The sequence below is a fragment of the Pseudofrankia coriaricola genome (genome assembly GCF_032027725.1).
GTDB lineage: Bacteria > Actinomycetota > Actinomycetes > Frankiales > Frankiaceae > Pseudofrankia.
Genome location: NZ_JASNFO010000066.1, coordinates 23,337 through 30,253, shown reverse-complemented (window position 1 = coordinate 30,253; position 6,917 = coordinate 23,337). Strand labels below are relative to the sequence as shown.

The following is a 6,917-nucleotide window of genomic DNA, read 5'->3' as shown; positions in this document are numbered from 1 at the left end:
TATCCCGGGGGGCCCGGGCGGGGGGGGGGGGGGGGCCGCCCCCCCCCCCCCGCCCCCCCCCCGGGCGGGGCCGGGGGCCGCGGCCGTTGTGGCCGGCTGCCGGGCCGGCGAAGCCGTTGGCGATGCCGAAGTCGATGACCCTTGGACCAGACGGCCCGAGCAGGACATTGCCCGGCTTGAGGTCATGGTGGGCGATCCCGGCGGCGTGGATGGCTGTCAGCGCGGCGGCCATCCCGACTGCCAGGCGTGCGAGGTCGTCGGCCTCCAGCGGGCCTCCGGCCGTTACGGCGGCGCGCAGCGTCGGCCCGGGGACGAACTCCGTGACCAGGTACGGCAACGCGGCGTCCGGGTCGGCGTCGAGCACCTCGGCCGTGTAGAACTCCGAGACCTGGCGAGCATGCGCGGTCTCGGCGCGGAACCGTTCGCGGAACTCGGGGTCCCGGGCGTACTCGGACTGGATGACCTTCACCGCTACTCGCCGGCCGTCGACCGCCTCGCCCAGGTAGACGGTTCCCATGCCGCCCTCACCGAGCAGGCGAAGGATTCGGTAGGAGCCGACGAAGGCGGGGTCGCGGGGGCGCAGCGGCAGGCCAGGCTGCGGCTCGACGATCGCGATCGTCGAGCCCTCGTCCGGCATGGTGCCTCGGGTGGCGGGCCGCGAGGAGCCGAGCCGGGTCAGCAGACCCACGAGGCCATCCGGTAGTTGGCCTGCGACACCCAGCCGCGGGCGGAGCCGGTGCGGTCGGCAAGAACGCCGATGTCGCGATCCCGACGTCGCATAGGTTCCTCCCCAACAAGGCGCGGAACCGGCGGTCGCACTCGACCGCGCCGCCGGTCCACCCCGCAAGTCGGAGTGGACGCCGCACGCCTCGAATGACCCGATTTTGCAGCAGAGCGATGCGGACCCGGATAGCCCGCCTCGCTATCGTGGCAGCAGCACCCGGCAATGCCAGCAATGTTGTGATGGTGGAGTTTCGTTCACCTTGATGGACGTGCTGGTGATGTGTGTCAGGTGGGATGTCGGCGTCAGGTGGGAACCCAGGTATCCGAATCCCCCACGCGCAGGGCGGAACACCGACCGCCGTGGTGCTGCCCGCTGATCTCGGCGGCCCCCACCGGATCGGGCGGTCTGGGACCGCGAACCCGGCCGGCTGGCGCCGAGGAACCCGGCCTACGCCGCCTGGCGCCAGGCTTCGGCCAGCGCGGTGAAGCTGGCCCGGCGACGGGCCCGGTCCAGGCTCGGGGTGACCACGACGATCTCGTCGACCTGAGCTTCCTGCTTCATTTCCAGCAGTCGTTCGGCGACGGCCTTCGGCGCGCCGGTCACCATCCGGCTGTCGTCGCGACGGGCGGCGCGGAACTGCTCCGACCGGGCGAATCCGTGGATGTCCTCCGGCCGCAGCGGCTCGCGTATCCCGCGGCTGATGTTCTGGATCGTCAGGGTCCACGCCGCTTCGAAGTCGAGAGTCGACTCCTCGTCATCGCTGGCGAAGGCCAACACGGACATCGCGGAGTACGGCGTCGCGCCCTCGGCCCGGGGGGTGAACTCGCGCCTGTAGGCCCGCAGCGCGCTGATCGCCAGATCTGGGCTCATGTGATGCGCGAACACCGCGCTCAGGCCGTTGACGGCGGCGAATCGGGGCCCGTACGGACTCGACCCCAGGACGAACAGCTCGGGCCGCTCGTCGAGCACCGGCGCGGCCACCAGCCGTGCATAGGGATGGTCGGCCGGGAACCCGTCGCCGAGGAACGCCAACAGCTCGCCGACCTGCCCGGGGAACTCCGCGCCCGCGTCGGCGGACAACCCTCGGCGCAGCACGTGCGCGGTCAACGGATCGGTCCCCGGCGCCCGACCGAGCGCGAGGTCGATCCGTCCGGGGTACATCGCCAGCAGCGTCCGGAACGTCTCGGCGACCTTGAGCGACGTGTGGTTGGGCAGCATGATCCCGGCCGCGCCGACCCGGATCCGGGACGTGTGCGCGCCGACGTGCGCGGTCAGCAGCTCCGGAGCGCTGCACGCCAAGCTGGTCATGTTGTGGTGCTCGGAGACCCAGTACCGCCGGTACCCGGCTGCTTCGACGGCCTGGGCGATGGTCACGGCGCCGGCGATCGCCGCGCTTGGACTCTCGCCGTGCTCGACCCCGACGAAGTCAAGCACTGCCAGCGGAAGCGCACCCTCGACGTCACTCACGTCCAGGTCAATGCCACCCAGGCCGGGCTCATTCCCCGTACCTTGTCGCCCGCCGCGGGAGCGGGCACATTGCCCGTTGATCAGACTGGCCCGGCGGTCTGGGGTCTCGGGGCGAAGCCCGCTGCGGGCATGGCGTTGGGGCGATGACCGCCAACTCGGGCGGGTCGTCCGCACATGACCTTGGTCGGACACACAACTCGACATCAACAAGGGTGTAAAGTCGGCTTTCGATCATGTCTGGCCGAATCGCGAGAAATCCGAGTCGGCGACGGATTGGCCTTCGTAACCGGCGCCATGCCCATCCTGTTCGAGCACCACCTTCGCCGTGGGAATATCGAGCGCCGTGACGATGGTGTCAATCCTCAGTCGGATCTCGGGGGGCGGCCCGGCGTAGCCGGTGCTCACGCTGCCGGGGTCGGCGTCGGTGCTGGGTGTGGTGAGACTTCCGACAAGAACTCCGCGCGTCTCCCGCTGCCCGCCGTGGTTGGCGTAGTAACGCAGGTCCTCGACGGCGGCGGCGAGCACGTGGCCGTTCTGTTCGGCCAGCGAGCGGGTCAGCTTGTCCAGTGTGTGTGCCACAGAGGGGAGAGCTGGGTCGACCTGTTCCCACGCTTGCTCGGGCAGCGACCAGTTGGCCGCGGAACGAAGAATGAGGACTGCCGCCACGCGCGCGGCCAAGAATGTCTGGTCGGCCGCGGATTCGCCGCCCGTCATCTTTCCTCCTCGCTCCTTGTCGAATCATTCATCGCCGCAGGCCCGCCGGCCAGACAGTGGTCACTTGTTTTCCCCGGCTATTGGCGTAACTGACGACGTCTGCCGTGCCGCCCAACCCGCGAGCCGGCAGGCTGTCCCAGACGACGAGAATTTCGTCGGCCTCCTCGACGACCGCGCGACCGGCCGCAAAGAACGCTTCCTCGGAAGGCGAATCGAAGTCCAGCACCCGCGTTTCCGAGGACTGGCGCAGAAGCTCGTGGAAGCCGGCAAGGTCAGCGTTGCTCTGGAAGGTGGTCATATAGTGATCACTGGGAATCACGACGCGTAGCGAACCTCCCAGTCTGAGCACGAGTCGGGCGAAAAGCTGGTCGGCTCCCGCGGCGAGCGAGGCCAGCCCGACCAGCGGCGTCGGCACGGCGCGGAGGTGGTTGGTCAGCTCGCTGGTGATGTAGTCGATACCTGCGATTGGCAGGTTCTGGTGCCCGGAGAATCCGACGGTGGTCATAGCCGGTCGTTTTCGACTAGCTGCCAGTAGTGCTGGCCGATCTTGGTGAGTCTGCAGGCCTTCGAGTTGATCGCCGCGTAGTACATGTGCAGTTCACCGACTGGTTCGACGAGCTTCACCGCTCGGGCCGCCTGCAGAATCCCGAAGTCCTCCTCGTGTCTCTGGTTATGGGGCTCCACGTCGGGTTCATAGGACGGGCCGAGCGGCAGCTCGTAGGTCGGCGTCGGGAACAATGTGACGAGCGCTCGCAGCTGTTTTGGCGTGAAGTCTGGGCTGGTCTGGCGGAGCTCGTGCGGCCGGTCGATGTTCGCCTTGAACGTGGGTCGCTGGTCCCACGGACCGAACATGTCGGAGAGATAGGCGTAGACGCCCGCGACGGTGACTTTTCCCAGCAGGTCCGCCGCGCCGCCTCGCAAGGCGTCCTCCAGGTATGTCGCGAACAAGCCACGTCCGGCGGCCTCCACCGCCATCTGGTCCGCCCGCGCCGCTGTGATGATGGACAGCCCAGACCGGATGGTCGCGGCTGAGGATCCGAGTTGGGGAACGCCGCCGGCAGCTCCGGAGAAACAGCAGTCCAGGAGGACGATGACCTCGGGAACGGGCGATTGCTCAACCATCGAGAGAACCATGGAAAGCGACACGCCCGGAGAGGTGGTGGTGCCGTCGGCGGTGCACAGCACGACATCGTTCGGCACTGGTTGCCCGTGGCCGGCGAAGTACAGCAACGCCATGTCCGTGGCCGGAGCGAACAACCGCTCGAGGTCACGCAGTAGCGCGTCTCGAGTTATGAACGAAAGATCGCTCGTTCTGGTCTCGCAGTAGAAGTTTCGGTTCTCGTCTTCGTTTCGCCTCAACAGGGGGGCGATAGCCTTCACGTCGTTGCAGCAGCCAGCCAGCGGGCGGAAGTTGTGGTAGCTGTCCATGCCTACCAGCAGGGCTCGCTTCACCGGAGCCGACCCAAATGATCTGCACGCAAGGTTATACCCCCGTAGTCACCTGCGCTGTTGGTTCGATCATACCCTGTCGGAGAAGGTGTCGGCGGGATCGACGACGGTCACTTCTTCGTGGCTACTCGGCTGGTGAGGTGATCTCTGGCGCGCGGTGGTCCTTCCCCGAGGAACCCGCGGGTTGTTCGGCACGCCGTAGCGTGACGCAAGGTCCAGGAGCTGGCCGTTGTGGCAGTAGTCCGTCAAAGCGGCGCTCAGCAGGTCGCGGAAGGGGGATGCCAGGATCCCGCTCTCCAGTTCCCTGAAGACCTCGCCCCACCAGGTGCGGGGATTGAGTCCGCTTGCGACCGGCAGACGCCCGCGGGGCACCTCTAGGCCCTCGACGAGGTGATAGGCCTTGAGTGGGTCGGCGTATAGCTCGGAGAGCTCGTCGAGGAATGCTAGTCGGTCCTCGCCCGCGATCGTCGGGTCGCCGATCGGCGCGCCGACTTCCGCGGCCAGGCCTGCCTGCTCGGTTGCGTGCACCGCTGCCCGCGCCCGGGCGCCTGCTGACGCCAGGAACGCGCCACCGTCGCCGAGCAGATCCAACAGGTGTCGCGCGCACCGCTGGTCTTCCTCAAACGGGTCGGCCAACCCGGTCGGGATCACCGTTGACATGGTCAACGCCTGCATGTTCGCCGCGGCTATCCGAACATTGCGTTCGACGTCGAGGAGGGACGTGCGGGCTGAAATCTCATGGAAGACATCGGACCTGACCTGGGCCAGTCGCTCCGCCAACGCCGCGACCGACACCGCCGTGGACGCCTCCGCGCCGGCACCGAGCAAGCCCGCCTCGGCGAGGCCGCCGCCGAGCCGCCGGGCGCCCTCGTCGAGCCTGTGGCGCAGTTGCTCCACCGCCGGCGCGCCCGCGGTCCAGACCCGGCCCTGCAGGCGCATCTTCGCGGCTTCCGCGAGGTACAGCTGCAACGGTGGCGGGGCCGCGCCGCCGGATGACCAGGTCCACGCGCCCAGCGCCGCCTCCCGCGCCGCCGTCGTGGTGATCATAAGTCGACGTAGCGGCCGGTAGTCGCCACCGGCCGCGGGCTCCCAGATGGCGAACCCGGCGATGGTCGTGACGCCACGGCGCTCCCATCCAGCGACCCGGTCGAAGTCCGGCAGTTCCGCGGCGCATCCCCCGGCCAGCTCGGCGGTGGCCGAGTGTGGATAGTGCGCGAAGACGTCGAAGCTGGGAAGCAGCCCCTGGTAGATGCGGGCCTGGTCGATGAGTTCTGACCGCGACGCGCTGCTCACGTCGTCCCACTTGGCGTCGAGTTCCGGCCAGCCGATCCCATCTGCGGGGAAGGGCGCGAGTATCGCGGAAAGGCACAGCAAACCCCGCTGGCGGCGCAGCACAGTCTGGAAGACCCCCGAGCCGGGGGGTGCCTGCTGGCTGGCGATGATTCCATCACCCGTCCGCTGACCGAGCCCAGCCAGGTCCGCGGGAGACTCGGGCAGGTCGGCCGGAACGCCGAGGCCAGGAGCCTCCGACGTGACGCCCAGGACCTCGCGGCTGGCATACCAGACTCGACGCACCTGTCCGTAGCCGCGCTCGGCCACCCGGTTGTCACCGGCGGGGGCGAACAGATGGACCACGAGCTCGGCCGCCAGCAAGAGACCTCCCCTGGACCTGACCGGCTCACTGGCCGGCCATTCACGTTGGACCGCGGACCCGCCCCGGGACAGGGATCGTCCCGGGCACGTCAATTGGCGTCGAGGGGCTGGGCTGGCAGCAGCGGGGTGAGGTCGAGTACCCCGGCCGGCCGGGAGATCCTGAACATCCGACCGTAGTCGGAGAAGTCGTAGGTGGCCTGGGTGGCATCGTGGCGCTCGAGCCGCAGCGGGTAGGGATCTCCGGTGCCGCTGACGTAGAGCAGGGAGCCGTTGGCGCCGGTCACGATCAGCGCGATGCGACCGCCGAGGCGCGTCGGGCGGACGCGTCCGGCCCGTAGGGCCGGATCCGCGACGGTGGACTCGGCGAATCCGGCCAGGGTCAGCTGGTCCGGGCCGGACAGGCGACTCGTCATCGTCGTTGGCAGTTTCAGCCACCTTCCCTGGACCAAGGCAAGGCTCGCCGGGTCGACCAACCCGACCCCCATCAGGTCCAGCAGTGCCCCCGCGGTCTCCCAGGCGAACGTCTCCGCGCCGACCCGGACGAGCCGAACGTCGCCGTGGGCCAGGACCAGCAGCGAGTCGCAGGCTCCCTGCCGGAACCGGATATCCACATGGGCGTGGCGGCCCCCCTCGTCTGTCGTCCCGATGACGCGTACCCCGGGCGCGTGTGCGAGAGCCGCGACCGCGGCGTCGACGACGACGGACGCAGGTTGGCCGGCCAGACCGTTGGACGGGACAGGCGCCGGTTTCCCTCCGGTGAGCAGCAGGCCGGTCACCACGCCGCCGACGATCACCACGACCGCGACGAGCGCGACCCTTGGCGACGGGCGCAGGGTCCTCCGGATGCCGGTGTCGGTCGCCGCACCGCCGTCGTGGCGTGACCGGAGTCCCCGGAGAAGGGCCACCGGCC

General features: G+C 69.1%; 7 protein-coding genes. All 7 read right to left on the bottom strand.

The window, feature by feature from the left end:
* Positions 1-688, bottom strand: a 688-nt coding sequence (locus QOZ89_RS30720; protein WP_397428875.1) for a protein kinase domain-containing protein, incomplete at its 3' end; no start/stop codon positions are given.
* A 483-nt stretch (positions 689-1,171) separates the two neighbouring features.
* Positions 1,172-2,191 (bottom strand): LLM class flavin-dependent oxidoreductase, encoded by a 1,020-nt coding sequence (locus tag QOZ89_RS30715; protein ID WP_071046949.1) that lies wholly within the window; start codon positions 2,189-2,191, stop codon positions 1,172-1,174.
* Between the two features lie 231 nt (positions 2,192-2,422).
* The gene (locus QOZ89_RS30710) at positions 2,423-2,905 is read right to left on the bottom strand and encodes a hypothetical protein (protein ID WP_071046950.1); all 483 of its coding nucleotides are present in this window, start codon (positions 2,903-2,905) and stop codon (positions 2,423-2,425) included.
* A gap of 28 nt (positions 2,906-2,933) precedes the next feature.
* Positions 2,934-3,410, bottom strand: a complete 477-nt coding sequence (locus tag QOZ89_RS30705; protein WP_312627106.1) for a hypothetical protein — start codon at positions 3,408-3,410, stop codon at positions 2,934-2,936.
* Positions 3,407-4,357: a caspase family protein gene (locus QOZ89_RS30700; RefSeq protein WP_071046952.1), complete on the bottom strand. Its 951-nt coding sequence runs from the start codon at positions 4,355-4,357 to the stop codon at positions 3,407-3,409. Before QOZ89_RS30700 ends, QOZ89_RS30705 begins: the two co-directional genes overlap by 4 nt.
* A gap of 66 nt (positions 4,358-4,423) precedes the next feature.
* Positions 4,424-6,007: a CATRA conflict system CASPASE/TPR repeat-associated protein gene (locus QOZ89_RS30695; RefSeq protein WP_071046953.1), complete on the bottom strand. Its 1,584-nt coding sequence runs from the start codon at positions 6,005-6,007 to the stop codon at positions 4,424-4,426.
* 89 nt (positions 6,008-6,096) lie between these two features.
* A complete protein-coding gene (locus QOZ89_RS30690) occupies positions 6,097-6,912 on the bottom strand; it encodes a hypothetical protein (RefSeq protein WP_071046954.1) in 816 nt (271 codons plus the stop codon).
* Positions 6,913-6,917: the final 5 nt, after the last annotated feature.